This window comes from Aquimarina atlantica, from assembly GCF_000626715.1.
Lineage (GTDB): Bacteria > Bacteroidota > Bacteroidia > Flavobacteriales > Flavobacteriaceae > Aquimarina > Aquimarina atlantica.
In genome coordinates, this window is record NZ_AQRA01000007.1 from 1 (window position 1) to 26101 (window position 26101).

Annotated in this window: 20 protein-coding genes, 1 tRNA gene and 1 rRNA gene; 20 read left to right on the plus strand and 2 right to left on the minus strand. The window is 33.4% G+C overall.

The window, feature by feature from the left end:
- The first annotated feature begins 134 nt into the window (after positions 1–134).
- The 4 genes from rrf to ATO12_RS15960 all read left to right on the plus strand — a co-directional run bounded on the left by rrf (position 135) and on the right by ATO12_RS15960 (position 3838).
- Positions 135–242: ribosomal RNA gene (rrf, locus tag ATO12_RS15945) — 5S ribosomal RNA — on the plus strand.
- Positions 243–453: 211 nt separating this feature from the next.
- A complete protein-coding gene (locus ATO12_RS15950) occupies positions 454–1818 on the plus strand; it encodes a Gfo/Idh/MocA family protein (protein WP_034243657.1) in 1365 nt (454 codons plus the stop codon).
- A 58-nt stretch (positions 1819–1876) separates the two neighbouring features.
- Positions 1877–2950 (plus strand): mevalonate kinase family protein, encoded by a 1074-nt coding sequence (locus tag ATO12_RS15955; protein WP_034243659.1) that lies wholly within the window; start codon positions 1877–1879, stop codon positions 2948–2950.
- Positions 2951–2965: 15 nt separating this feature from the next.
- On the plus strand, positions 2966–3838 hold the full coding sequence (locus ATO12_RS15960; protein ID WP_034243661.1) for a sugar phosphate nucleotidyltransferase: 873 nt from the start codon (positions 2966–2968) through the stop codon (positions 3836–3838).
- Between the two features lie 218 nt (positions 3839–4056).
- On the opposite strand, the gene ATO12_RS15965 is transcribed toward ATO12_RS15960, so the two are convergent.
- Positions 4057–5199, minus strand: coding sequence for an acyl-CoA dehydrogenase (locus tag ATO12_RS15965; RefSeq protein WP_034243663.1), 1143 nt, complete (start codon positions 5197–5199; stop codon positions 4057–4059).
- 471 nt (positions 5200–5670) lie between these two features.
- On the opposite strand from ATO12_RS15965, the gene ATO12_RS15970 reads away from it, so the two are divergent.
- The 7 genes from ATO12_RS15970 to ATO12_RS16000 all read left to right on the plus strand — a co-directional run bounded on the left by ATO12_RS15970 (position 5671) and on the right by ATO12_RS16000 (position 11823).
- Positions 5671–6897 (plus strand): Glu/Leu/Phe/Val dehydrogenase dimerization domain-containing protein, encoded by a 1227-nt coding sequence (locus tag ATO12_RS15970; protein ID WP_034243665.1) that lies wholly within the window; start codon positions 5671–5673, stop codon positions 6895–6897.
- Positions 6898–6924: 27 nt separating this feature from the next.
- Complete coding sequence (gene nhaB / locus ATO12_RS15975; protein WP_034243668.1) at positions 6925–8394, plus strand: sodium/proton antiporter NhaB; 1470 nt, start codon at positions 6925–6927, stop codon at positions 8392–8394.
- Positions 8395–8461: 67 nt separating this feature from the next.
- Positions 8462–9163, plus strand: coding sequence for a MotA/TolQ/ExbB proton channel family protein (locus ATO12_RS15980; RefSeq protein ID WP_081802091.1), 702 nt, complete (start codon positions 8462–8464; stop codon positions 9161–9163).
- A 1-nt stretch (position 9164) separates the two neighbouring features.
- Positions 9165–9557 (plus strand): ExbD/TolR family protein, encoded by a 393-nt coding sequence (locus ATO12_RS15985; RefSeq protein WP_025667309.1) that lies wholly within the window; start codon positions 9165–9167, stop codon positions 9555–9557.
- Positions 9558–9559: 2 nt separating this feature from the next.
- A complete protein-coding gene (locus tag ATO12_RS15990) occupies positions 9560–10450 on the plus strand; it encodes a hypothetical protein (RefSeq protein WP_034243670.1) in 891 nt (296 codons plus the stop codon).
- An 8-nt stretch (positions 10451–10458) separates the two neighbouring features.
- Positions 10459–11676: a bifunctional folylpolyglutamate synthase/dihydrofolate synthase gene (locus ATO12_RS15995; RefSeq protein WP_034243672.1), complete on the plus strand. Its 1218-nt coding sequence runs from the start codon at positions 10459–10461 to the stop codon at positions 11674–11676.
- Positions 11677–11745: 69 nt separating this feature from the next.
- Positions 11746–11823: transfer RNA gene (locus tag ATO12_RS16000), tRNA-Val, on the plus strand.
- A gap of 141 nt (positions 11824–11964) precedes the next feature.
- Here ATO12_RS16000 and ATO12_RS16005 read toward each other — a convergent pair.
- Positions 11965–12552, minus strand: a complete 588-nt coding sequence (locus ATO12_RS16005; RefSeq protein ID WP_034243675.1) for an RNA polymerase sigma factor — start codon at positions 12550–12552, stop codon at positions 11965–11967.
- A gap of 138 nt (positions 12553–12690) precedes the next feature.
- Here ATO12_RS16005 and ATO12_RS16010 point away from each other — a divergent pair, with 138 nt between their 5' ends.
- From ATO12_RS16010 to ATO12_RS16050, 9 genes are all read left to right on the plus strand, one after another.
- On the plus strand, positions 12691–13809 hold the full coding sequence (locus ATO12_RS16010) for a FecR family protein (RefSeq protein ID WP_034243678.1): 1119 nt from the start codon (positions 12691–12693) through the stop codon (positions 13807–13809).
- A 259-nt stretch (positions 13810–14068) separates the two neighbouring features.
- Positions 14069–17500 (plus strand): SusC/RagA family TonB-linked outer membrane protein, encoded by a 3432-nt coding sequence (locus ATO12_RS16015; protein ID WP_165583401.1) that lies wholly within the window; start codon positions 14069–14071, stop codon positions 17498–17500.
- 21 nt (positions 17501–17521) lie between these two features.
- Positions 17522–19087, plus strand: a complete 1566-nt coding sequence (locus ATO12_RS16020) for a SusD/RagB family nutrient-binding outer membrane lipoprotein (RefSeq protein ID WP_034243682.1) — start codon at positions 17522–17524, stop codon at positions 19085–19087.
- 281 nt (positions 19088–19368) lie between these two features.
- The gene (locus ATO12_RS16025) at positions 19369–21417 is read left to right on the plus strand and encodes a beta-N-acetylhexosaminidase (protein ID WP_081802093.1); all 2049 of its coding nucleotides are present in this window, start codon (positions 19369–19371) and stop codon (positions 21415–21417) included.
- A 4-nt stretch (positions 21418–21421) separates the two neighbouring features.
- Positions 21422–22294 (plus strand): SMP-30/gluconolactonase/LRE family protein, encoded by an 873-nt coding sequence (locus ATO12_RS16030; RefSeq protein ID WP_240486145.1) that lies wholly within the window; start codon positions 21422–21424, stop codon positions 22292–22294.
- A gap of 65 nt (positions 22295–22359) precedes the next feature.
- The gene (locus ATO12_RS16035) at positions 22360–23184 is read left to right on the plus strand and encodes a carboxylesterase family protein (RefSeq protein WP_165583402.1); all 825 of its coding nucleotides are present in this window, start codon (positions 22360–22362) and stop codon (positions 23182–23184) included.
- Between the two features lie 261 nt (positions 23185–23445).
- Entirely contained in the window at positions 23446–24417 is a 972-nt protein-coding gene (locus tag ATO12_RS16040; protein WP_034243687.1) for an aldo/keto reductase, read from the plus strand.
- Positions 24418–24428: 11 nt separating this feature from the next.
- Complete coding sequence (locus ATO12_RS16045) at positions 24429–25325, plus strand: sugar phosphate isomerase/epimerase family protein (protein WP_034244439.1); 897 nt, start codon at positions 24429–24431, stop codon at positions 25323–25325.
- Positions 25322–26080 carry an SDR family NAD(P)-dependent oxidoreductase gene (locus ATO12_RS16050; RefSeq protein WP_034243690.1) on the plus strand — a complete coding sequence of 253 codons (759 nt, stop codon included), beginning with the start codon at positions 25322–25324 and terminating at the stop codon, positions 26078–26080. Before ATO12_RS16045 ends, ATO12_RS16050 begins: the two co-directional genes overlap by 4 nt.
- Positions 26081–26101: the final 21 nt, after the last annotated feature.

Here is a 26101-nt window from a genome sequence, read left to right on the forward strand (position 1 = left end):
TTTGCAAGCTATATTTAGTGTTCTTTTATCGTATATTAAATCAATATGTCAACAATATTGGTTGTTAGTTAGGTAGTTGTTAGTTGATAGTAAAAATCTATCAACAGTCAACTAAAAACTCTCAACAAACGACTTAAGGTGGTTATAGCATCGGGGCTCACCTCTTACCATTCCGAACAGAGAAGTTAAGCCCGTTAGCGCCAATGGTACTACAATCGTGGGAGAGTAGGTCACCGCCTTCTTTAAAACCCTTCATTACTAATGAAGGGTTTTTTTTATGATTAAATTGTAATTCAGTATACTTCAGAGATTACTATATCTAGCCTGTAACATAATGCCAAATAGAAAGTAAAAGCCTATAGTCTGCAGAGATGAAAAAAAGAAATGCATAGATTTTTTTAACTGTACGCTTTTCTATTATATTTAAAGAATGTAATAGAAAAACTAAACATCATGAGTACACACAAATCTAGACGAAACTTTATTAAAAAAACAGCAATAGCAGGAGCTGGTATTTCTGTGCTACCTAACTTAACTTTAGGGAAGGGGTATAGTCAAAAAGAAAAGCTTAAATTAGGGCTAATTGGTGTTGGTTTAAGAGGAACAAATCATTTAAGAAATGTACTTTTAAGGGATGATGTGTTAGTAACAGCAATTTGTGATATTGATCAAGCTAGAATAGACCTTTCTTTAGAAGCAATTAATAAAGCAGGAAAAACTAAACCGAAAGTATTTAGCAAAAATGAGTATGATTACAGAAATCTGCTGAGCCTGGAAGATGTAGATGCAGTGATTATATCTACTCCCTGGTTGTGGCATACCAGGATGGCTAAGGATTCGATGGTAGCAGGTAAATATACTGGCCTTGAAGTTTCTGCTGCGAATACTCTCGAAGAATGTTGGGACCTGGTAAATACCCATGAAGCTACAGGTACGCATCTTATGATTTTGGAAAATGTTAACTACAGGCGAGATATTCTGGCAGTCCTAAATATGGTTAGGCAAAATGTATTTGGAGAGTTGGTGCATTTTAGATGTGGATATCAACATGACCTGAGGTTTGTAAAACTAAATGATGGAAAAACTGCATATGGAAAAGGAGTGGAGTTTGGTGAAAAAGGTATTTCTGAATCAAAATGGAGAACACAGCACTCGGTAGCAAGAAATGCAGATGTATACCCTACCCATGGTGTAGGCCCTATGGCTACAATGTGTAATATTAATAGAGGTAATCGTTTTTCATCAATTACTTCTAACGCGACAAAAAGTATAGGTTTACATAATTATATTGTGAAAAATGGAGGCGAAAACCATCCAAATGCAAAAGTTAAGTTTAAACAAGGAGATGTTATTACTTCAACTATTGAGACTACAATGGGAGAAACCATCATAGTTACTCATGATTGTAACTTGCCTCGTCCGTATTCATTAGGGTTTAGAGTTCAGGGAGCCAATGGTTTATGGGAGGTTGATGGAAATAGAATATATATAGAAGGAAAATCAGAATCCCATAAATGGGATCAGGCAGATGAATGGCTGGCAAAATATGACCACCCTTTATGGAAAAAATACGGAGAACATGCGATGGGCGCTGGTCATGGTGGGATGGACTTTTTTGTTATTAATGCTTTTGTAGAATCTGCAAAACAAAATATAGCACCACCATTAGATGTGTATGATGCGGCTGCATGGAGTGCCATTACACCACTATCAGAAGTTTCTATAGAGAATAATGGAGAACCGCAGGATTTTCCGGATTTTACAAGAGGATTGTGGCTCAAAAGAAAACCTTACAATTGGATTAAGGATACCTATTAATTTTGATAGAGGTTATTGAGTTGGTTTACTATAAAACATACATTATTTAAAAGCAATTTTGAAAAAAATAAATATAATATCTCCGGGAAGAACTTGCTTGTTTGGAGATCATCAGGATTATCTTGGACTACCCGTTATTGCATGTGCGATAGATAAATATATCACACTAAATGCTATTGAAAATACAACCACGCTTTTCAGGATAAAATTACCTGATATTGGAGAAGAGAGAGAGATTCTTATAGATGAAAAATTTGAACAGATCGAGCATAGGGATTATTTTGCTTCATCTCTTAGAGTGCTAAGACGATATGGCTGCGTCCCAGATCAAGGTTATGATATAGAGATAAAAGGAGATTTACCACTTAATGCTGGGGTTTCAAGTTCTTCTGCACTAATAGTAGCATGGATAAGATTTCTGCTGAAAGCATTTGGAGCAAGCCAGGAAGTAACCCAAATACTGGTTTCCAGAATTGCTTATGAAGCCGAAGTTTTGGAACATAACGAACCTGGGGGATTGATGGATCAATACTCAATTGGTTTAGGAGGAGTTTTGTTTATCGATACCAGTGAGGAAACATCTTATGAAAGGATACAGAATACGGTACCGGGATTAATTGTAGGAGAATCCGGGGTGAAAAAAGAAACCATAGGTACACTAGGAGATAGAAAAGAAAAAGCACTTAAAGCTATAGAATACGTAACACTAAAAAAACCTGATTTCAGTATTAAATCTACATTGCTGGAAGAATATGACGAATATGAAAAATACATTCCATCTGATTTAAAACCTTATTTTTTTGCGGCCCTAAAAAATCATTCTATAACGCTTGAAGCTTTACAGGAATTAAAAAAAGAAGTTCCGGATATGAAGTATTTGGGAGATTTGATGAATCAACATCACCATATTCTAAAAGATATCCTTAAAATAACGGTTCCTGTAATAGATAAAATGGTAGATAGTGCAATCCAAGCTGGGGCTTATGGAGTTAAGATTGTTGGGTCTGGGGGAGGAGGTAGTATTGTGACTATAGCCCCGAAAGATAAGGAACAACAAGTTGTTGAAGCTATTAAACGAGAAGGTAAAACAGCCTATGTTGTAAATGTAGACTCTGGAGCAAGAGTTTTGTAATGAGAAAATAGAAATATGCACGAAAATTTAATCATTTTGGCAGGAGGAGCGTCTTCGAGAATGAAGAAGGCGATAAAAACCGAATTAAGTACCGATTTGACAGCGCAAGCAAATACGCGGTCAAAATCTCTTATTAGTATAGATGCAACTGGGAGACCTGTAATGGATTATCTTTTGTATAATGCTAAACAGGCAGGATATAAACATGTATTCATTGTTATCGGAGAAAAAGAAAACCTGATAAAAGAGTTTTATGGGGATAATCTTAAGGGGAATAGTTTTTATGGCCTCACTATTAATTATGCAATCCAATATATTCCAAAAGATAGAGAGAAACCTTTTGGAACTGCAGATGCTCTCCATCAGGCAATTACACAATATCCAGAATTGAATTCTAAAACCTATACCGTTTGTAACAGTGATAATCTGTATTCTGAGGTTGCTTTAAAGGCTTTACGCTCTACAGATCATGCAAATGCTTTTGTGAGTTATGATAGAGATGCATTACAGTTTAGTTTAGAACGTATAGCTCGGTTTGCTCTGGTGTCTTTGAATGAAGAAGGATTTTTGAAGAATATAATTGAAAAACCATCAGTCGAGGACAGCGAACTCTATAAAGATGGGGCAGGTAAACTTAGGGTAAGTATGAACATTTTTAAATTTAATGGAGCCATGTTTCAGGAATATGTAGTGAATTGCCCGGTTAATGAAAAAAGGAATGAAAAAGAACTTCCTACAGCACTATTAAATATGGTAAAAGAACACCCTGCATCAGTAATTGGGATACCGATATCAGAACATGTACCGGATCTAACATCAAAAGAAGATATTACTATCCTTAAAGAATATATTGAGAAACACTATGTCAACATGGATTGGAACCGATAGGGTATTTTATATGATCTTAAAAAAAATGTTTTAAAAGAGGTACAAAGGATTCTTCTTTTTGAAATGTTCTAATTAAAGAATGATATTGGGATGTAGCGTAAATGACTTTATTTCAAAACGGTATTGATCAAGCTTGACTATCAATAAAATTTAATAAAAAAAGCCCAGTTTGTACAATGTAAACTGGACTTTCTTTTATATTAGAGAGTTTTAACTAATTAATCTCTAAGAATACTTCTTGATATTACAATTTTTTGTATTTCGCTGGTACCTTCATAAATCTGTGTAATTTTTGCATCCCTCATTAATCGTTCTACGTGATATTCTTTAACAAAACCATTACCTCCATGAATTTGTACCGCTTCTATACTCACATCCATTGCAGCTTGAGACGCAGCTAGTTTTGCCATAGCACCAGATAAATCATAGTTTTCATGGTTATCTTTGTCCATTGCTGCTTTATAAACTAACATACGAGCAGCTTCAATCTGTACATGCATATCGGCAAGCTTAAAAGCAATTGCCTGGTGATTCATAATTTCTGTTCCAAAAGCTTTACGAACCTTAGCATATTCTTTTGCCAATTCATAAGCTCCCGAAGCGATTCCTAATGCTTGTGCTGCAATTCCTATACGGCCACCAGCCAATGTTTTCATAGCAAACTTAAACCCGAAACCATCTTCTCCAATTCGATTTTCCTTAGGAACTTTTACATCATTAAAGATAAGAGAATGTGTGTCACTTCCTCGTATCCCTAATTTATCTTCTTTTGGTCCAACTTCAAATCCTTCCCATCCTTTTTCAACTATAAAAGCATTAATACCTTTGTGCTTTTTTTCTTTGTCGGTTTGAGCAATAACTAAGTAATAATCAGCAGAATTACCATTGGTAATCCAGTTTTTTGTTCCGTTCAGTACATAGTGATCCCCTTTGTCAATAGCCGTTGTTTTTTGAGAAGTAGCATCACTACCAGCTTCTGGTTCAGATAAACAAAAAGCACCTATAGATTCACCTGTAGCAAGCTTAGTTAAATACTTTTCTTTTTGCTCAGCGTTTCCGTAAGTATCAAGACCCCAACATACCAAAGAATTGTTTACTGATACAATTACAGAACAAGAAGCATCTACTTTGGATAACTCTTCCATGGCTAAAACATAAGAAATAGTATCCATTCCACCACCACCATACTCTGGAGAAGCCATCATGCCTAAAAATCCAAGCTCTCCCATTCTTTTTACCTGTTCTTTAGGAAATTCTTGTTTGTTATCGCGTTCGATTACACCTGGTAATAGTTCTGTTTTAGCAAAATCACGAGCTGCGTCGCGTATCATTAACTGCTCTTCGGATAATTTGAAGTCCATAATTTTCTTTATAATTTACTGTGCGTGCATAACACGAAATTTTCACTTTCAATGAAAATAAATCGAGATAATCACGATTTTGTTATTAATTCTACAAATATAAGCTATAATATGATAGTTTTACTGTTTTTTTGATTTTTTGAGAAAATCATTTTTCAAGATAAAGTTTAGAAGATTTTTATCAGAGATATAAAAATACCATGGATTATTTTTTTTGAAGCGAAAAAACTGTTACTTAATTACCATAATTTTATTTTTATTTAAGCTTTTGCCATGTTTAGTTTTTTATATTTGTGAAGTCGAATTTTGACGATAGTTCGATTTATTGTAATATCTGGTAATATGACTCAACTCTAACCTCCGTAATGGAGGATTATTTTTAATTAAAAAGATAGGATAAAATAAGTATGTTGTTTTTTGAAATGTTTTTTAAAAACACAATTGGTTATTCAATAAATTGAAATTTTAAAAATGAAAGAGTTATTAAATAAATACGAAAATAAAACACCCGAAATAGTTTTTAATTGGAAAGATGCTGAAACTGAAGCAGAAGGGTGGACAGTTATAAATTCATTGAGAGGCGGTGCTGCAGGCGGGGGAACCAGAATGCGTAAAGGATTAGATATGAATGAGGTCCTTTCTTTGGCAAAAACAATGGAGGTTAAATTTACAGTATCTGGCCCTGCAATAGGAGGAGCTAAATCTGGTATTAATTTTGATCCCGATGATCCACGTAAAAAAGGAGTTCTTAAACGATGGTATAAAGCTGTATCTCCTTTATTAAAGAGTTATTACGGTACAGGAGGAGACCTTAATGTAGACGAAATTCATGAAGTTATACCTATAACCGAAGAATGTGGAGTTTGGCACCCGCAAGAAGGAGTATTTAATGGTCATTTTCAGCCTACCGAAGCCGATAAAATAAATAGAATAGGGCAACTGCGTCAGGGGGTTATTAAAGTATTAGAAAATACTATGTTTTCTCCCGATGTTACCCAAAAATATACTGTGGCAGATATGATTACAGGATATGGAGTTGCAGAGGCTGTACGACACTATTATACTATTTATGGGGGTGAAGTAAAAGGAAAAAAAGCAGTAGTACAAGGCTTTGGTAATGTAGGATCTGCAGCAGCATACTATCTTTCTGAGATGGGAGCAAAGATTGTGGGGATAATTGATCATGCCGGAGGACTTATAAACGAAGATGGTTTTTCATTTGAAGAAATAAAAGAATTGTATTTAAATAAAAGGGGAAATAAGCTGTATAGCGAACAGCGTATTCCTTTTGATGAAATGAATGAAAGAATATGGTCTTTGCAAACCGAAATCTTTGCTCCTTGTGCAGCATCCAGATTGATTACTAAAGATCAAATCACTAAAATGATTGATTCTGGCTTGGAAGTGATTTCATGTGGAGCCAATGTGCCTTTTGCAGATAGTGAAATATTTTTTGGTCCAATAATGGAATATACCGATGAGCGTGTAAGTTTGATTCCAGATTTTATTTCTAACTGTGGAATGGCAAGAGTTTTTGCTTATTTTATGGAGCGAAAAGTACAAATGACTGATGAAGCTATTTTTAAGGATACCTCAGAAACTATAAAGAAGGCGATTCAGGATACGTATAATGAAAAACAAACAGAAACCAATATCAGTAAAACAGCGTTTGAGATAGCTCTCAGACAGCTGATATAATATTAATTGTATTAACCAAGTAAAATTATGTTTAAGTATTTTTTAGGGAGTAGTCCGAAATGGTTTAAAACCGTAATGATCGGATTTTTGATTTTTAATATATTTTCTTATTTCCTTTTAGGACCCATGGTAACCGCATGGTTGTTTATAGGGGAGTTCATTTTTACCCTTGCGATGGCACTTAAATGCTATCCATTACAATCAGGAGGATTATTAGCAATAGAAATTTTGGCATTAAATCTTACTACACCAAAAAAAGCGTATCACGAAGTAGATCAGAACTTAGAGGTAGTTTTACTATTGGTTTTTATGGTTGCAGGGATTTATTTTATGAAGCCCTTACTGATGTATATTTTTAGTAAAGTATTTACCAAAATAAAATCTAAGATGGTATTGTCGCTATTATTTGTATTTCTAGCGGCAGTACTTTCTGCATTTTTAGATGCCTTAACAGTAACAGCTGTTTTAATAAGTGTTGCTGTAGGGTTTTATGGCGTATATCATAAAATTCATTCCGGATCTGGAGATTTTGATGAGAGTGGGGTTTTGGATAGAAAGGAGTTGAGTGGAGAAACCTTAGAACAGTTTAGAAGTTTCTTAAGAAGTTTAGTAATGCACGGGGTAGTAGGAACAGCATTAGGAGGTGTGTGTACCTTGGTAGGAGAGCCGCAAAACTTACTTATCGGAGAACGAATGGGGTGGGATTTTATACAATTCTTTTTAAAAATGGCACCAATTTCAATACCTGTTCTGGGAGCAGGATTGGTTACAACAATGGTTTTAGAAAGTACAAAAACATTTGGTTTTGGAGAAAAATTACCAGAAGTAGCAAGAAAAATTATAGAAAGCTACACAGAAGATGAAGATGCAAACAGATCTGATAAATCTAAATATGGATTAATTGTACAAGCAGTATCTGCAATCCTTTTGATTATAGGTTTAGCATTACACTTGGCACCTGTTGGTTTTATAGGTTTGGCATTGATTATTGTTCAGACTGCATTTATGGGGATTACAGAAGAACATCAACTAGGGAAAGCTTTTGAAGAAGCACTTCCGTTTACCGGCCTGATAGTGGTTTTCTTTGTGATCGTAGCGATGATCCATGATCAGCATCTTTTTAAACCAATTATTGATTGGGCATTATCTTTAGACCCAGGTCAGCAACCTTCTATGTTTTATGTTGCTAATGGGGTTTTATCGATGATTAGTGATAACGTTTTTGTCGCAACGGTATATATAGGTGAAGTAGAACAAGCATTTACTAATGGAGCAATATCACGAGAACAGTTTGAGAAATTAGCAATTGCAATTAATACAGGAACAAATTTGCCTAGTGTTGCAACACCTAATGGTCAAGCAGCGTTCTTATTTTTACTAACCTCTTCCTTGGCACCGTTAATTGGATTGTCCTATACTAAAATGGTAAAAATGGCTTTTCCGTATACAATAGTACTGGGAGGTATTGGTTTATTAGGAATTATATATGTATTATAAGAATAAAGAATATACTTAACCTACAGAAATAACGTTAGTATACTAACACTAAATTAACAAAATCAAAATGACGTATTTATCAATACTTGGTGCTTTAGCCCAAAATACCCCAGAAATTGATCCGCAAGTAGAAGAAAATACATTATCCATTATGGACCTTTTACTTAGTGGCGGAACAGGAGCAATCGTAATCATATCGATTCTTTTTGTATTACTATTTGTCGCTGTGTATATTTATTTTGAAAGAATTTTTGCAATTAAAGCAGCTTCAAAATATGATGAAAGTTTTATGGATAAGATTAGAGATAGCGTGGTGAATGGTAAAATTGAAGCCGCAAAAATTTTGTGTGCACAGACGAATAATCCCATAGCGAGATTAACAGAAAAAGGAATTTCGAGAATAGGTCATTCATTAGAAGATATTAATAAGGCGATCGAAAATGCTGGTAGACTTGAAGTATATAAATTAGAAAAAAATGTAAGTATTCTAGCCACGGTAGCAGGAGCTGCTCCTATGATTGGTTTCCTGGGAACAGTAATTGGTATGATTTTGGCATTCCATAATCTGGCATCAAGTTCAGGAACAGCAGATATGGGGGTCTTAGCCGAAGGTATTTATACGGCAATGACAACAACTGTTGGTGGACTAGTAGTTGGGATTGTAGCTTATATAGGATATAATCACTTGGTGGTTCGTACAGATAAGGTGATCCACAGTATGGAAGCTAATGCTGTAGATTTCTTAGACTTGTTAAACGAACCTGCGTAATATGAATTTAAGAGGAAGAAATAAAGTTAGCCCAGAGTTTAGTATGTCTTCTATGACAGATATTGTATTTCTGTTATTAGTTTTCTTTTTACTAACATCTCCAGCGATTACTCCAGAAGCCTTGGATTTAATATTACCAAAAGCCAAAGGAAAGAGTTCTAATGCACAAAATATATCGGTAAGTATTACTAATAAATTACAATACTATATCGATGAAGAACGTATAAGTCAAAGTAGTTTAGAATCTACATTATTATCACGATTACAAGGAAAAAATGAACCTACTATTATTCTAAGAGCAGAAGAAGGGGTTCCTATAGAAAAGGCAGTTGGAGTCATGGATATTGCCAATAGAAATAAATTTAAAGTAATATTAGCCGTTAGGCCCGAATAAAAATGATAAAGCTCGATACAAAACATAAAAAGAAATCCTTTGTACTTACGATACTGGTACACGTAGCGATTATCTTTTTATTGTTTTATCTAAGCTTAAATTATATGGAGCCCGAAGAAGAAGGTGGTATTGCTGTAAACTTTGGGACTACAGCAACCGGTTCGGGTAAAATCCAACCTAATAAACCTATTAAATCATCACCCAGGCAAACTACTCCAGAAACTACATCGTCGACTCCAGAGCCACAAGAAGAATCACCTCAAATAAAAGATAAAGTGGTTACCCAAGAGCTCGAAGATGCACCGGTGATAGAAAAAAAACCAAAAAAGAAACCAAAAAAGAAAACAGAGAAGCCTAAAGAAAAACCGAAACCTTCGGATCAGAAGCCTTCAAAAAATACAACAGAAAAACCCGTTAAAAAGGTAGAAGAAAAAAAACCAGATCCAAAACCAGATAAATCTACTTTGGATATCCTAAATAGTTTTTCTAATGGCCCAAAGAATGATGGCAAAGCAAAGGGAGGAGAAGGGGATGACAAATCGCCAGGAGATAAAGGAAGCCCGAATGGAGATCCTAACGCCAGATCGTACTATGGAACCGGTAAAGGTTTAGATGGAGATGGTAATTATCGATTAGGCGGTAGAAAAGCTCTTAATAAAGAAAAATTTGTTCAGGATTGTAATGAGTCGGGCATTGTGGTGGTAAAAATAGAAGTTAACCAAAGCGGAAAAGTAACTAGAGCCACTCCAGGAGTTAAAGGAACGACCAATAGCGCTTCATGCTTAATGGGGCCAGCAAAAAGAGCAGCTTTGGCTACTCGGTTTAATAGCGATTCTAAAGCTCCGGCAAAACAAGTAGGAACAATTATTTATCAGTTTAAACTTTCTGAATAATACAAAGAATGAACTATAAGGAGACCCTCGATTGGATGTTTACCCAATTACCAATGTATCAGCGCCAGGGTGCCAGTGCATACAAAGTAGATCTTCATAATACGATACAATTAGCAGCTTATCTGGGAAATCCAGAAACTCAATTTAAGAGTATACATGTTGCGGGAACAAATGGTAAAGGCTCTACTAGCCATATGCTAGCTTCAATACTACAGGAAGCAGGTTATAAAGTTGGGTTGTATACTTCGCCTCACCTCAAAGATTTTAGAGAACGCATTCGAATTAACGGAGTTACTGTATCTGAAGAATATGTGATTGATTTTATTTCAAAACATCAACCTTATTTCGAATCGAATCAACTTTCTTTTTTTGAAATGACCGTAGGAATGGCATTTCAGTATTTTGCAGAATCTAAAGTAGATATAGCAGTGGTAGAAGTTGGACTGGGAGGAAGATTAGATTCTACTAATATTATTACTCCAGAAATTTCTGTAATTACTAATATAGGATTAGATCATACTCGCTTTCTTGGGAATACTTTAGCAGCAATAGCTTCAGAAAAAGTTGGGATCATTAAAGAAGGTGTACCGGTTGTTATAGGAAGGAATGCAGAAGAAACCTCAAAAGTTTTTATAGAGGCCGCTAAAGCATCCCAAAGTCCTTTGTATTTTGCCGAAGACTGTAACAGTACACTATATTCGTCTGACCTAAAAGGAAGTTATCAAAAAGAAAATATAAGGACTGTTTTACAAACTATAGATTTGATGAAATCAAAAGGTTGGAACATATCTGAAGATAATATTAAAAAAGGACTTCAGAATGTAGTAAAAAACACTCATTTGTTAGGAAGATGGCAAATATTACAAGAAAAACCTAAAGTAATATGTGATACTGCTCATAACGAAGATGGATTGAAGATGGTGATGAAACAATTGATTGAAGAAGAATATGATCATCTTCATATAGTATTAGGGGTGGTTGATGATAAAGATTTAGATGCTATTTTACCTTTATTTCCTGTTCAAGCTCGATATTATTTTTCTCAACCTGATATTTTAAGAGGGCTTGATGAGAAAAAATTAAAAAAAGAAGCTTTAAAGTTTAACTTAATAGGAGAGGAGTATGTCTCGGTAAAAGAAGCGTATAAAGCTGCGTTACAGCAGGCTACAGGGAAAGATGTCGTTTATGTGGGAGGAAGTACATTTGTTGTTGCAGAAATAATTTAATTTTTCTTTAAAATTCTTTTGGTAGACTATAAAACTGTCTTATATTTGCATCCGCAATCGCAAGATAGCGGGCGCGTAGCTCAGTTGGTTCAGAGCACTTGGTTTACACCCAAGGGGTCAGGGGTTCGAATCCCTTCGCGCCCACCAAAAGGAATCTTCATTCTTAGAATGTTGATTCCTTTTTTTTATTTCTTATAAATCACCTAGTATTATTTAAGATAACAATACATAGGAAATAGTAATAAGGAGTGATGAAAAAAAATTACACTTTGTTAGAAGTACCTCTTTTTAGTCTAAATATTTTAATGAACGTTTTTTAAACATTGAAATAAATAAAATGATTTTCTCATTTTTAAAACTATCCCTAATTTTTTGAAAAGCTATTCGCATTTGAGATTCAACGGTTTTTACAGATACATCTAATTTTTCAGCAATCTCTTTATACTTTATGCCATCTCTTTTATTTAGTAATAAAATCTGTTTACAGCGTGGAGGAAGCTCTTCAATAACTGCTAGAATCTTTTTTACCCTTAATTGCCGTTCTGTAGAATCACTATATTCGATTTGATTTTTTAAAACACTTAGTTTTAATTCATCCATTGCTTTGTTTCTTATTTGATCTTTACGATATTGATCAATATATAATCTGTAGCAAACTGTGAAAAGGTAATTTTTTAAAGAAGACTCTTCAGATAAAATTTCTCGTTTATTCCATAAAATAATAAAAGAATTCTGAACAATATCCTTAGCTTTTTCTGTATCGTATGTTAAAGTTGTTACATAAGCTAGTAAAGGCTTATACAATTCATTGAAAATTAATTTAAATGCATCTTCATCATTTTTCTTAATTTTTAAAACCAAACTACTGTCATTCATACTAAATTCAACGTTATTCCTGAAATGTGAATTACAAATATGCAAAAAAAAAAAAGAATTTTCTTTTAAGGGTTTTTGGTAAACCATACGTTTAATCAATAAAGAATAGGTAGTTAGTGTTGAAAAAAAAGCAGAAACTTGAAAAAATTAATTGAAAAATATTTAACCAATACGATTAACTCATCAGAAATGATGGATTTATCTAATTGGTTAAAGAAAGATGAAAATAAAGAAATTTTTAAAGTATATATACTACAATATTATGATCTAAATTATGCCTTACAAGATGTAGATATTGAACAAGAATATATGACATTGATGAAATCTATTAGTAAACAAAAAAATAGTTATAAAACGTGGTATAAATGGGCTGCTATTTTTGTGGGCATAATTGGGCTTAGTAGTCTATATCTTTTAAATACTTCTAATGAAGTAGTTACTGAAGATAATGAGATTACTTTAAAATTAGAAAATGGAGATATAAAAGTTATTCGAGAGAATAGCAATGAAAAAATAGTGAATAAAGAAGGAACAATAGTAAGTGTATATCAGGATGATAAACTCGAATATAAGAATACTAAAGTAAATGACAAGGAGCTTGTGTATAATGAGCTATCTATTCCTTATGGCAAAAAACTACAACTTGTTTTATCCGATGGGAGTATGGTTCATTTAAATGCGGGCAGTTCATTAAAATATCCAGTAAAGTTTTTAAAAGGTAAAGATCGAAAAGTATTTTTAAGCGGAGAAGCATATTTTGTTATAGCAAAAGATAAACAACATCCCTTTATTGTAAATACCCAGGATGTAAATGTTCAAGCTTTGGGGACTACATTTAATGTTAATTCTTACAGAGAAGATGATGAAATGAATACTGTTTTGGTAGAAGGATCAGTTGGAGTTTATAAAGTAGATGAGAAATTTGATACAAATACTTCTACTATATTACAGCCAGGTTATAAATTTACATGGAATAAATCTCAGCAGAGTATTGATGTAAAAGAGGTTGATGTTAGTGAGTACACCGCTTGGACTAAAGGAGAGTTGTTGTTTAAAATGAAACCATTTTCTGAAATTATTAAAATATTAGAAAGAAATTATGATGTCGTTATTATAAACAATTATAGTTCTCTAAATGAAAAACGTTTTTTAGCAAAATTTGATACAGAAACTATAGAACAAATATTAATATCTTTTCAGAGTAGTGAAGAATTTTCTTTTACAATAGAAGAAAATAGAATAACGATCAACAAATGATAATTTTATTAACCACTAAACCATTAAATTAAAGTAATGCCTATGATATAAACTTTTAATAAAAATCTATTGATTGAATAAAAAATGTATTGCAAAAAAATCGAGAAATAGTGACGTATTTCCCGATTATAGAATACGATTTAATCAATATGAATCATTTCGACATGAGTCTTATTATTAACTAAATCATCACAAAAATATGAAAAAATTCTTTACCTCAGGGGCGTGTTTATATACTCCCCCTAAATTGAATTTAAAAATGAAACTAACACTGTTATTAACATTCATTTCTCTCTTTAAAATTCAAGCTGAATCATATTCTCAAAATACTAGGATTACTATTAACTTAGAATCTGTAAAAGTTATAAAAGTATTAGAGACTATAGAGTCATTATCTGAGTTTAAATTTTTGGCAAATGAAAATGTAATAGATCAAAACCGTTTGGTTTCGATTAAAATGAAAAATAAAAAGATTTATAAAATATTAAATCAACTATTTGACAAACAAGGGGTAACGTATAAAGTTATAGATCGCCAAATTATTTTAGTCAAAAATAAACTAAATAATGAAGCTGTCAAAAAGTTAATCCCAGAACCAGTTAAAAAGACAAAACAGGAAAAAGAAATCAATGGTACTGTAAAAGATCAATTAGGGGTTCCGTTGACAGGTGTGAATATAATTATATCAGGAACGACTAGAGGAGTGCAAACAGATTTTGATGGGAGATATACTATAAAAGCTTCAATAGGAGATGTATTAGATTTTTCATTTATAGGAATGAAAACAGTTTCAATCGCAGTAGGAGATTCATCAACTATCGATGTCGTTATGGAAGATGACACTGCAAGTTTAGAAGAGGTAGTAGTAACTGCATTAGGAATTAAAAGGGAGGCCAAAAAATTAGGATACTCAATACAAACCGTAGAAGGCGAAGATTTAACAAAAGTTAGAAATGTTAATGTAGTTAATAATCTTGCAGGTAGAGTAACAGGAGTCCAGGTTAATCAAAATGGAACTGGTATAGGAGGATCTGCATCGGTTACCGTTAGAGGTGTTACCTCATTAGTGCCGGGGCAAAACTCGGCGTTGATTGTTGTAGATGGTGTTATTCTGGATGGAGGTAGTTTGGGAGAAGGAAGCTTTGCAGGAGGCCTGGATTATGGAAATGCATTATCTGATATAAATTCTGATGATATAGAAAGTATTAACATTTTAAAAGGAGGAAATGCCACTGCACTTTATGGATATAGAGGCGCTCCAGGAGTTATTGTAATTACGACAAAGAAAGGTAAAGCCGGTAGAGTTAGAGTTGATTTATCTTCTTCGGTGACTTTTGATAATGTATTAATTGCCCCTAAGCTACAGAATAGTTATGGGCAAGGTCGTTTTGATGCTGCTACAGGACAGTTGGTTTATGATATTACCAGACCCGGTAGTTGGGGACCTGCACTAGACGGTAGTCAGCAAACACGATTTGATGGTGTAGGTACAGCTGCTTATAGTGGTAATCCCGGTGATTTTAAAGATTTTTACGGAACAGGTTTAACCATGATAAATTCTGTAGGCTTATCAGGAGGGTCTGATGTTATAGATTATAGATTGTCCTATTCTAATTTATTTAATAAGCCTGTTTTATCGGGTAGTGATTATAAACGTCAATCTTTGTCGTTAAATACTAATGCTAATGTGACCGATAAATTAAAAGTACAAGCTAAGATTGCGTATGTAAAAAATACAGCAATTAATAGAGCAGATATAACAGATGGACAGGCAAATACAGTTCGAAGCTTGATCTTAAAACCCAGAAACATTTCTAATGCAGATTTAGAAGCTAATTATATTAATCCCGATGGTACGCCAAATAATTTTGGAGGATCTTCATTTACAATGAACCCATATTATGCAATTAATACTAAGTTGAATGAAGATACCAAAAACAGGTATACAGGATTAATAAGTGCAACATATAAACTTACAGATGATTTATCTGCTACTGCTAGGTATTCTCAGGATCAAAGTAATTATGCAGCCTCTATATTCAAAGGTCGCGGAGTTTTTGATAATGCACCTTCAGGGCAATTAGTAGAAATCACACAGCAAACTACCACATCAAATTATGATTTCTTATTATCATATAATGGGTATGTAACAGAAAAAATATCTGTAAACTCAACTGTAGGATATAGTGGTTTTGAAAACAAAGCAAAATCTACAACTGTGCAAGCATCAGATTTATTAGATCCTTCGCTTTTTTCAGTAAATAATTTTGGAACTAAGGGAGTTAGTACGAGATTAAGTAATCTTAAATCTCAATCTTTATTTGGTTCTGTACAATTTGGATTTAATGATTTTGCATTTGTTGAGGTAACTGGGAGAAATGATTGGAGTTCTACATTACCAGTAGATAGTTTTTCATTTTTTTATCCTTCTGTAGGAACAAGTTTTCTATTGCATGATATTTTTGGTATAGATAGCGATAAGGTTAATCTTATAAAACTTAGAGCTAGTTGGGCAAAAACTGGAAATGCAACACAGCCATACAGATTGGCACCAGTATATAATGTATCTTCTGCTCCGTATGATGGACTTACATTATTTTATTTTGGGGATCCTAATTTAACACAGGGACAAGCAGAAGAAGGAGCAGCTCCAGGAACCGTAATACCTAATAAAAATCTAAAAGCCGAATTGTCATCAGAATATGAGTTGGGTATGGATGTTAAACTATTCAATAATCGATTAGGATTAGATTTTACCTACTATAATAAGGAGACAAAAAACCAGATATTATCAATCTCTTTGCCTTCTACCACAGGAGCACAGAGCAAAATAATTAATGCAGGTTTGGTCTCTAATAAGGGAGTAGAGGTCGCTTTAACAGCAACCCCTATAAAATCGACAAATTTTGAATGGAATACAGCTTTTAATTTTAGTAAGAATGAAAATAGAATAGAAAAACTTGTACCAGAGCTACCAACTGCTATTATAGCAAGACAATTTAATGATGTTATACAATTAACTGCCACCGAAGGGAATGTGTATGGAGATTTGGTTGGACCATCATTTTCTCGGGATGATCAGGGACGTGTGATTTATGATAGTGATGGCTTACCAGTTGTAGGAGAAAACAAAATTATAGGAAATGTTACTCCGGACTTCTTACTGGGAATTAATAATTCATTTTCATATAAAAACATAGAACTTGGATTTTTGATTGATATTAAATCAGGAGGAGATGTGTTCTCATTTACTGATTTTGTGGCCAGTACAAATGGTAACGATATTAGAACCTTAGAAGGAAGAGAATTTTATTCAGGAGGTAATGGTATTATGGTACCAAGTGACGCCGTTGTAGACGGTACATTATCTCCAAGTGTTGCCGCTAGAGGAGTTGATCCAGCAACATATTATCAAAGATTAGGTAATATCTCTGAAAACTGGATTTCTGATGGTAGTTACGTTAAGCTAAGACAAGTATCATTAACGTATAACTTTCCATCTAGAATTTTAGATAGATTTTCGATTGCAAATATGTCTATAAGCTATATCGGAAGAAACTTAGCAATTCTTCATAAGAATACACAGAATTTTGATCCAGAAGTTGGTTTTAATACCTCTATCCAAGGAATTGAAATTTATGATTTCCCTTCTACCTCTAGCCATGGTGTAAAGTTAAACTTGTCATTTTAATACTAAATAATTTAAAATATTATGAAAAACATTAATCATAAAAATTATTCAAACATTAAAAGACAATTTTTTGCTATTGTATTAATGTTTGGTTGCTTAACGTCTTCATGTACTAAAGACTTTGAAGAAATAAATACCAATCCCAATTTGCCCGAAGAAAGTGGAGCAGATAATATTATGGGAGGAGTGCAATATTTTACCTTTGCAGAACCTAGGTTTGTAGCATGGAGAGGTAATTTGTTATATTCATCACAATTTTCTCATCAATTTTCAACAAGCGTTGCAGGAAGCTGGTGGGCTGGTGGTGATATATATGATAATGATCAAGGTTGGACCAATGCTGTGTTTGATAAATCATTTACAAAGAGTAGTTTGAATCTACGTAATTTATTAATCAAGTTTGGCGAATTAGAAGATACCAATGGTCAAGCCGCGGCTAAAATTATGATGTCTCTTTTTTATCAAAAAATGACTGATATCTTTGGAAATGTCCCTTATACCGAAGTTATAGTACCCGAATTTGAAGTGAGTCCTCCAAAATACGATACTCAAAAAGTTATTTATAGAAGCATTTTAGAAAATCTAAAAGCACAGATGGATGTTATAGGAAACTCAACAACGACTATTAGTGGTGATAGAGGAGATTTTATCTATGAAGGAGATCCTCAAAAGTGGAAAATTTTAGCAAATACATTACGATTGCGCATGGCATTACGAAGTAGAGATGCATTTATTGCTGATGGTGATGGCGCTTTTATTGATGGTGTCATAGCAGATTGTTTATTAAATCCATTAATAGACGAAACTAATGAGGCTACATTGCTTAGATCTCGTGACCCTCTGGTTAATGGTAACCTTGATGGTGGTTTTGAAGATGTTTATTGGGGATTTGGAACGGGGGCCGGAGGTAATGGAGTTACAGGTTCTAAATGGATTTTAACAGATAGACTTGTAAATCTTATGCAAGATAATAACGATCCAAGATTACCAGAAATTGCAATTGAAGCAGAAAATGGTGGGTATGCCGGAGGTATGCCTAATGTAAGAGTTTCTCCAGCTTGGGAAGATATGTCTAAGCCTGGACCAAAAATAGTAGGAACGTCTTTTTCTGATATTAAAGATCAAGTACCTGTAATGGTATTAACAGCTGCAGAATCCTATTTTTTACAAGCAGAAGCTGCATTGTTAGGATATGGAGGAGATGCTAATAGTTTATACCAAAGTGGTATACTAGCTAGTATTGATTTCTGGGGAGGTCAAGATGCTGGTGATTTTATAACAAACGAACCTATCGCTACATTAAGTGGCGCTACTCAGGATCAGCTTAATCAGGTTTATAACCAAAGATGGTTAGCATCCTTAACAAACGGATATGAGAGTTGGGCGTTAGTAAGAAGGGTAGATATGATACCGCAAATAACCGATAATGTTAATTTTTGGGTAAGCCAGCCTAATAATGGTAACGTTCCTAAGAGGTTGCAATATTCTAGTACAGAATTAATCTCTAATAGTGTTAATGTGCAAGAAGCAATTAATGCTCAAGGTCCTGATGTAATGTCTACGGCTCTTTGGTGGGATGTAAATTAATTTACCATTTATAATAGAAGTATAAATAAATGCCAGATTAAGTTTTTAAGAATGGCTATTTTTCAGTATTAATTTCAGAAAATAGAAATGTGTTTTTTGTAGTCATGATTATTGCAAATTTTGCATAAAAATAATGATATAAAAAAATTACAATATGCATATAGCAAGCTTAGTCTGGTAATTTATCCTTTAATTAAAGCTTTTGATATATAGAAGAGATCATCATTTTCAATATTTAATCATTAAACCGCAGAAATTTGAAGTAAAATGCAATACGAGTTATGAAAAATGTTAAAAGAATTATATTATTTTTTGTTTTTATAGCATCATATTTTCACACTAATGCACAAGTAGAGTTGTTAGAGAAATATGATTTAATGCCTTGGCCAAAAGAAATTAAAGAGAACGGTCAAAAATTTATGATTAATGAAAATTTTACGATTGCAGTAAATAAAGATAATATTAATCCTAAAATAGCTAACGCAACAACCAAATTTCTAAGGAGATTGTCTGGTAGAACAGGTGTATTTATTGACGAAGGGTTTGCAACAATTGCTTCTAAAAGTAAAGAGCCATCTTTAGTTATAAATTATACCAGAGAAGGTAAACTAGAGTTAAATGAAGACGAATCTTATGAACTTTCAGTAGTAAACGACCAAATAAACTTAACAGCTATAACAGATATAGGTATAATAAGAGGATTAGAAACCTTATTACAGCTTAATGATCACACTACAACCGAATATTTTTTTCATGGAGTTGATATTAAAGATGCACCCAGATTTTCCTGGAGAGGTTTAATGATAGATGTAGCTAGACATTATGAACCACTAGAAGTGCTAAAAAATAACTTAGATGCCATGGCTGCTGTAAAAATGAATGTTTTTCATTGGCATTTAACCGAAGATCAGGGGTTTAGAGTAGAGGTGAAATCAAGGCCTAAATTTCATCAATTAGCATCGGATGGACAATACTATACCCATGAACAGATAAAAGAATTAGTAGCGTATGCATCTAATTTGGGAATTAGAGTTGTTCCCGAATTTGATATACCGGGTCATGCTACTTCCTGGTTAGTGGCATATCCAGAAATGGCAAGTAAAGATACCATCTATAAAATAGAAAGACATGCAGGTATTTTTGATCCTACTTTGGATCCTACAAAAGAAGTTACCTACGAAATTATTACTGATGTGTTTTCAGAAATAGCCCCACTTTTCCCGGATAAATATTTCCACATTGGAGGTGATGAAAATGAAGGCAAGCATTGGGATGAAAACGATAAAATTCAGGAGTTTAAGAAGAAAAATAATATAAAAGATAACCATGAATTACAAGCGTATTTTAATATCAAAATTCAAAAAATATTAAAGGAGCAAGGAAAAATCATGATGGGATGGGACGAAATTTTGCAACCAACTTTACCCAAAGATGTTGTTATACATTCCTGGAGAGGTAAAGAAGCGATGTTAAAAGCAGCTAAACAAGGCTATAAAACGGTGTTGTCCAAGGGATATTATATAGATTTACTAAAATCGATTAGACATCATTATGCAAATGAACCTATTTCAAAAGGTCATGGTTTAACAGAAGAGCAACTAAAAAATATCTTGGGAGGAGAAGCAACAATGTGGGGAGAATTAGTTACCCCTGTTTCTATAGATTCTAGAATTTGGCCTAGAACAGCTGCAATTGCAGAAAAACTATGGTCATCTATTGAGATTGATGATGCAGATAATATGCTTAAAAGATTAGAGAGTGTTAATTATAGATTAGAAGAACTAGGCATTTCTCATATAAGAAATAGAAATGTGATTTTAAGGAACATTAGTAATAATCAAGAATTAAAATCATTGATTACTCTTACAAAAATTTGCGAACCGTTAAAGGCATACCAAAGAAATAAAGGAGGAGTTGAGTATAAATCGTATTCACCATTTACGCAATTTGTAGACGCATGTAATACAGATGCTATTGATGCTATACGATTTAATAAAAGTGTAAAAAAATATTTAAAATCTAATGTAGATGCTGATAAACAAGAAATTATAGTGTTACTCAATAAGTGGATAACAAACCATACTGATTTTAGCAAAATAAATAATAACCCAACATTAGCAAAATTAGAACCTTTATCCTCAAAACTAGCAGAACTATCATCCATTCTAAAAAATGGATTAACTAAAGGAAGTATAAACAAAGCCGAGCATCAAAAATCAATAGTTATCATTGATTTTCTTAGCAAACCAATTGCCGACACAGAACTCGTAATAATACCAGCAATTAAAAAGCTAATCTCAGCTATAGAAATTAGAAACGTAAAACCCTAATAAATTGAAAAATACCATAGTTTTTGTAGTAATGCTTTTAGGAGCAATGATTCTTAATTCGTGTAATAAAAAAGAAAAATCTATAGATAATAGTACAGATTTTACTAAAGAACACGAGTTTACCAAAGGTATTGAAGGACCGGCAGTAGATAGCAAAGGAAATCTATATGCAGTTAATTTTAAAGAAGAAGGCACAATAGGTATTGTTAATCCTAAAGGAGAAAGTTCTTTATTTGTAAAATTACCTACAGGTAGCATTGGTAATGGAATTCGTTTTGATGCATCCGATAATATGTATATCGCAGATTATACAAATCATAACATATTGTATATAAAAAAGAACTCAAAAGAAGTTGCTGTTTTTGCTCATGACTCTACGATGAACCAACCAAATGATGTTGCTATTTCTCCTAATAGAACTCTGTATGCAAGTGATCCTAACTGGAAAAATGGAACAGGTAATTTATGGATGACTTCTAATCGAAAGCTTGTTTTGGTAGAAAAAAATATGGGAACAACCAATGGTATAGAAGTTAGTCCCGATGGAAAGAAATTGTATGTTAATGAATCTATACAACGAAATATTTGGATCTATGATATAACAGATAATGGCAAACCTATTAATAAAAGAATATTTAAGACATTTAAGGATTTTGGCTTAGATGGTATGAGATGTGATGCAAAAGGAAACCTGTATGTGTGTCGATATGATAAAGGAACTGTATTAGTATTATCTCCTGAAGGTAAAGAACTAAGAGAAGTGCAACTAAAAGGGAAAAAACCAACTAATATCACTTTTGGAGGGGAAAATAATACTCAATGTTTTGTAACAATGGCAGATAGAGGGTGTTTTGAGACATTTTTTTCTCAAAAATGATATGTGTTTTTATAATATAGATCAGTATGGTGCCCACTATTATTAAAAAAAGGAGTTGTTTATTTTTGTTAACTATTCAACTACTTGTAAATTGTAGTTCAAGTGATAGTGTTATAGATACAAATAGAGAAACAAATAATCTTGTTGGGTTAAACACTATCCAGCCTGGTGTGCAGGTGGCATATCCAAAAGGATCTACAAAATCCCAATATGGATTCTATGTATATGTTCCTTCTGAATATAATATCGCCAATGCAGAAAAATATCCTTTATTAATCCACTTACATGGAGGTGGAGCAAGAGGTGATAGTGCTGTAAATCCAAATGATTTAAATTCTATTTTATTCGATGGCCCTCCGTCATTAATACATAAAAATCAATGGAATCCTAAACATCCTATGATTGTCGTATCACCCCAATCCCCATCTATTTGGAATACAGAAAACTTACACAATTTTATTACTTTCTTAATTGATAACCTAAAGATAGATACGCAGCGAATATACATGACAGGATTTAGTATGGGAGGGAAAGGTTGCTATGATTATATTTCTTCAAAAGGAAGTAATTCATATGTAGTAGCCATAGTGCCTATCGCAGGATGGGGAAATGTATCAACAGGAAATCAATTTACTAATATTCCTGTTTGGGCATTTCATGGAGATGCAGATAGGATTATTTCATATGATAAATCGATTTCAATGGTTAATGCAATTAATGCAGAAAACCCAACAACAAAAGCCAAGATAACCATATACTCTGGTATCGATCATGACTCTTGGTCCAGAACTTATGATAATACAGGGAGAGGTAGTGCAAACAGTGCTTATGACCCCTTTGATATCAGCATTTATGAGTGGATGTATTTATACAAAAAAACCGATTTATAAATAGATATTTCTAATAAAGAATTATAATCTATACAGAGTTAGTTATTTATGGCTTGCTTTTTTTTTGCCTCTGAGAAGAATTCTTTTATTTATTACTTATCACAATGCCAAATCAATAAAATGAAAAGTAGAATTTGTAAAAAAAAACGAACAAGGAGGGATTATATTTTGACAATTTAATGGAGATAGCGGAACACTTTTGAATGCAATTTTTAATAATTTGTATATAGAAAAGTAACAATTTTGGAAAGCATAGATAAAATGAAATATAAAAAATTTGGAAAGTTAGATTGGAATATAAGCCAGGTAGGATATGGTATGTGGGGCATGGCGGGTTGGTCAGAGTCAGATGATAAAATATCTAATAAGTCATTAGATAGAGCTGTTGAATTAGGTTGTAATTTTTTTGATACCGCATGGGGATATGCAGAAGGAAGAAGCGAGAAAATTTTAGCAGGATTATTAAAAAGACACTCAGAAAAAAGACTGTATACGGCAACAAAAATTCCTCCTAAAATTGATGAATGGCCGCCAAGTAAATCATCAACATTAAAAGATATATACCCATCAAATCATATGGTAGAGTATACAGAAAAGAGTTTGAAGAATTTAGGGGTTGAAACCATTGATTTACAGCAGTTTCATGTGTGGGAAGATAGTTGGGCAGAACGAGACGAATGGAAAGAAATGGTGCTAAAACTAAAACAAGAAGGGAAAGTACAGTCTTTTGGGATTAGTGTAAACCGATGGGAACCTGCTAATTGCTTGAAAGCGCTAGAGTCGGGATTAATCGACTCGATACAAGTTATTTATAATATTTTCGATCAATCCCCTGAAGATGTATTATTTCCGTATTGCGAAAAGAATGATATTGCAGTTATAGCTCGTGTTCCATTTGATGAAGGTTCTCTTACCGGAAAACTTACTTTAGCTTCTAAATGGGATATTGGTGATTTTAGAAACATTTATTTTGGTCCCGAAAATTTGCCACCTACTATAAAACGTATTGAAAAATTAAAAGAACTGGTTCAGAATGAAATGCCATTAGCAGAATTAGCATTGCGTTTTATTGCAGCACATCCTGCAGTTACTACTATGATTCCTGGTATGCGTCAACTACGTAATGTAGAAGCTAATATGCGTATAGGCGATGGACAAGGACTTTCGCAAGAGTGGATAGATAAACTTAGAGATCATCGTTGGGATCGCTTGCCAACAAACTGGTCTTGCTAATCGATAAGAATATGCACAGAAGAACTTTTATAAAAAAAACTTCAAATACAGCTTTAGGTATGGGGTTAGCATTATCATTTTCATCTGGTACCATCGTAAAAGAAGAAGCCTTATTTTTTAAAATATCACTTGCTCAATGGTCATTACATAGAAGTTTACGTTCAGGAAAACTTTCAACATTCGATTTTCCTGCGAAAGCTAAAAATGATTTTGATATTCATGCTGTAGAATATGTTAATCAGTTTTTTATAGATAAAGCTAAAGATCATAAATATCTTAAAGAATTAAAACAACGTACGTTAGATCTTAATGTAGAAAATGTTTTGATTATGGTTGATGCTGAAGGTGAATTGGGTAATCAAGACAAAAAAGCAAGATTACAAGCTATAGAAAATCATTATAAATGGGTAGAAGCAGCAAAGTTTTTGGGGTGTAGTTCTATTCGTGTAAATCTGCATGGAGAAGGAAGTAGGATAGATGTAGCAAAGGCAGGAGAGGATAGTTTAGTTCAATTATCCGATTTTGCGAAAGACTACGCTATCAATATAATAGTCGAAAACCATCAAAGCTATTCTACACATGGCGATTGGTTATCCAAAATTATGAAAAATGTTAACCTTAAGAATTGTGGTACGTTACCAGATTTTGGCAATTTTTATGAATATGACAGATATCAAGGCGTAAAGGATATGATGCCTTTTGCCAAAGGAGTTAGTGCCAAATCGAATAATTTTGATAAGCAGGGGAACGAAACGGAAATCGACTATATCAAAATGCTTCAAATTGTAAAAAATGCTGGTTATACTGGTTACATTGGTATTGAATACGAAGGAACTAATGATGACGAAGATAAAGGTATTCGATTGACAAAAGAGCTATTGATAAAAACTGCAAGAGAGCTAAAATGAAATTAGAAGACCAGGTATTTGTTATTACGGGAGCTACAAGTGGCATGGGCAAAGCCATTGCTGTTTTATATGCAAAAGAAGGGGCTAAATTAGTGCTGAGTGGTAGAAATATAGAAAGAGGAAATGCACTTGTAGAAGAGTTAAAGTTGATATCTACGGATGCTATATTTCATGCAGGTGATATAGGAATTCCTAAAGTGAATAAAGAACTGGTTTCCAAAGCAATTACCAAGTATGGAAAACTTAATGGTATAGTAAGTAATGCAGGAGTCTTAGGGTTGGGAAGTCTTACCGAGATTAGTATTGAAAACTGGCATGAAACTCTGAATATAAATTTTAATTCGTTTTTTTATTTATGCAAATATGCTATTCCATATATCAAAAAAGAGAAAGGAATTATTATTGCTAATGCATCAATAGCTGCATTTAAGAGTTTCCCAAGCCATGCTGCCTATTGTGCATCAAAAGCAGCGTTGGTTTCTTTGGTTAAGCAAGCAGCATTAGATTATGGCCCCGAAATACGCATTAATGCTATTTGTCCCGGCCCAGTAGATACACCTCTGATTTGGGATTCTGCAAAAGCATTTAAAAACCCAGATGAAGCTGTTGATAATGTAAAAAATGCTACCATATTAAAACGTTTAGGTACACCAGAAGATATTGCTAAACTGGCATTGTTTTTGGCATCAGAAGATGCTTCGTGGATGACAGGTTCTGCCTTAACTATTGATGGAGGAATTATGGCAACCTCTTAGAAGAAATGAGGTATAGAGTTA

What these genes read in the sequence shown, in the direction of transcription:
- ATO12_RS15950 (WP_034243657.1), top strand. Translation starts at nt 454, where the DNA reads ATGAGTACACACAAATCTAGACGAAACTTTATTAAAAAAACAGCAATA.
- ATO12_RS15960 (WP_034243661.1), top strand. Translation starts at nt 2,966, where the DNA reads ATGCACGAAAATTTAATCATTTTGGCAGGAGGAGCGTCTTCGAGAATG.
- ATO12_RS15965 (WP_034243663.1), bottom strand. Translation starts at nt 5,199, where the DNA reads ATGGACTTCAAATTATCCGAAGAGCAGTTAATGATACGCGACGCAGCT.
- ATO12_RS15970 (WP_034243665.1), top strand. Translation starts at nt 5,671, where the DNA reads ATGAAAGAGTTATTAAATAAATACGAAAATAAAACACCCGAAATAGTT.
- nhaB (WP_034243668.1), top strand. Translation starts at nt 6,925, where the DNA reads ATGTTTAAGTATTTTTTAGGGAGTAGTCCGAAATGGTTTAAAACCGTA.
- ATO12_RS15980 (WP_081802091.1), top strand. Translation starts at nt 8,462, where the DNA reads ATGACGTATTTATCAATACTTGGTGCTTTAGCCCAAAATACCCCAGAA.
- ATO12_RS15985 (WP_025667309.1), top strand. Translation starts at nt 9,165, where the DNA reads ATGAATTTAAGAGGAAGAAATAAAGTTAGCCCAGAGTTTAGTATGTCT.
- ATO12_RS15990 (WP_034243670.1), top strand. Translation starts at nt 9,560, where the DNA reads ATGATAAAGCTCGATACAAAACATAAAAAGAAATCCTTTGTACTTACG.
- ATO12_RS15995 (WP_034243672.1), top strand. Translation starts at nt 10,459, where the DNA reads ATGAACTATAAGGAGACCCTCGATTGGATGTTTACCCAATTACCAATG.
- ATO12_RS16005 (WP_034243675.1), bottom strand. Translation starts at nt 12,552, where the DNA reads ATGAATGACAGTAGTTTGGTTTTAAAAATTAAGAAAAATGATGAAGAT.
- ATO12_RS16015 (WP_165583401.1), top strand. Translation starts at nt 14,069, where the DNA reads ATGAAACTAACACTGTTATTAACATTCATTTCTCTCTTTAAAATTCAA.
- ATO12_RS16020 (WP_034243682.1), top strand. Translation starts at nt 17,522, where the DNA reads ATGAAAAACATTAATCATAAAAATTATTCAAACATTAAAAGACAATTT.
- ATO12_RS16025 (WP_081802093.1), top strand. Translation starts at nt 19,369, where the DNA reads ATGAAAAATGTTAAAAGAATTATATTATTTTTTGTTTTTATAGCATCA.
- ATO12_RS16040 (WP_034243687.1), top strand. Translation starts at nt 23,446, where the DNA reads ATGAAATATAAAAAATTTGGAAAGTTAGATTGGAATATAAGCCAGGTA.
- ATO12_RS16045 (WP_034244439.1), top strand. Translation starts at nt 24,429, where the DNA reads ATGCACAGAAGAACTTTTATAAAAAAAACTTCAAATACAGCTTTAGGT.
- ATO12_RS16050 (WP_034243690.1), top strand. Translation starts at nt 25,322, where the DNA reads ATGAAATTAGAAGACCAGGTATTTGTTATTACGGGAGCTACAAGTGGC.